The organism is Pelagicoccus sp. SDUM812002, assembly GCF_031127835.1.
Classification (GTDB): Bacteria; Verrucomicrobiota; Verrucomicrobiia; order Opitutales; family Opitutaceae; genus Pelagicoccus.
The window spans coordinates 1-654 of record NZ_JARXHX010000112.1 but is presented as its reverse complement, the minus strand read 5'-3'; the positions used below and the strand labels follow the sequence as shown (position 1 = coordinate 654).

Sequence of the window (654 nt, the reverse complement as noted above, 5' to 3'; positions counted from 1 at the left end):
GAGGACATGCTGTTTTTCCAGCTGGCGAACCAGAGGAGGGCCAACTTCATATCGTTTGCTCGGGCGTCTTCGATGAGCCAATCGACGGAGGAGAAATCGAATTCGCCCTCGGTTGGCTCGATGCGGTCCCAGTAGACTGGGGCGAGGACGGTGTTCATGTTGAGGGCTTGGAACTTTTCCCAGTATTGGCCGAGGTTGGCTCGGTTCGATGCGGTGGAGTTGCCCAGTTCACCGCCTCTGGCGAGGAACGGTTCGCCGTCCACAATGAGCTGGGTGGCGGTGCCCTTGGTCGCTAGGTGAGGGAGCGAATCGGCGAGGGCGAGGCTCGGTAGGATGAGGGCGAGTAGGAGCAGTCGTTTCATGGCGGTGCGTTTCATGGGGTTGATTGAAAGTTGGGTGTTTTTTTTACCGCGGATGAACGCGGATATTTTGTGGGAGTGCGGTGCGGCACTGATCCGACTACGCAAAGGCTACGACGGACACGTGGCCGCTCAATGGAGCCGTCTGATGACGGCTGAGGGTATCGTTTTCCTTGCCTCTAGCCAGCAAGAGGGCAAGCGCGAATCGCTTGGCGGGATCCGGGTGAGGGGAGCGGTCGAGCCGGAGTGTCCGGTTCGCCGCTAGTCTGGAAATGGGACTAGGAGTAAGGTTTCG

2 protein-coding genes are annotated in these 654 nt (G+C 59.0%); both read right to left on the bottom strand.

Annotated features, from left to right (window positions below; all coding sequences use genetic code 11):
• The coding region (locus QEH53_RS23920; RefSeq protein ID WP_309025758.1) for a beta-galactosidase at window positions 1-377 on the bottom strand (377 nt) is incomplete at its 3' end.
• A gap of 82 nt (window positions 378-459) precedes the next feature.
• Window positions 460-654, bottom strand: a 195-nt coding sequence (locus tag QEH53_RS23915; protein WP_309025757.1) for a hypothetical protein, incomplete at its 5' end; no start/stop codon positions are given.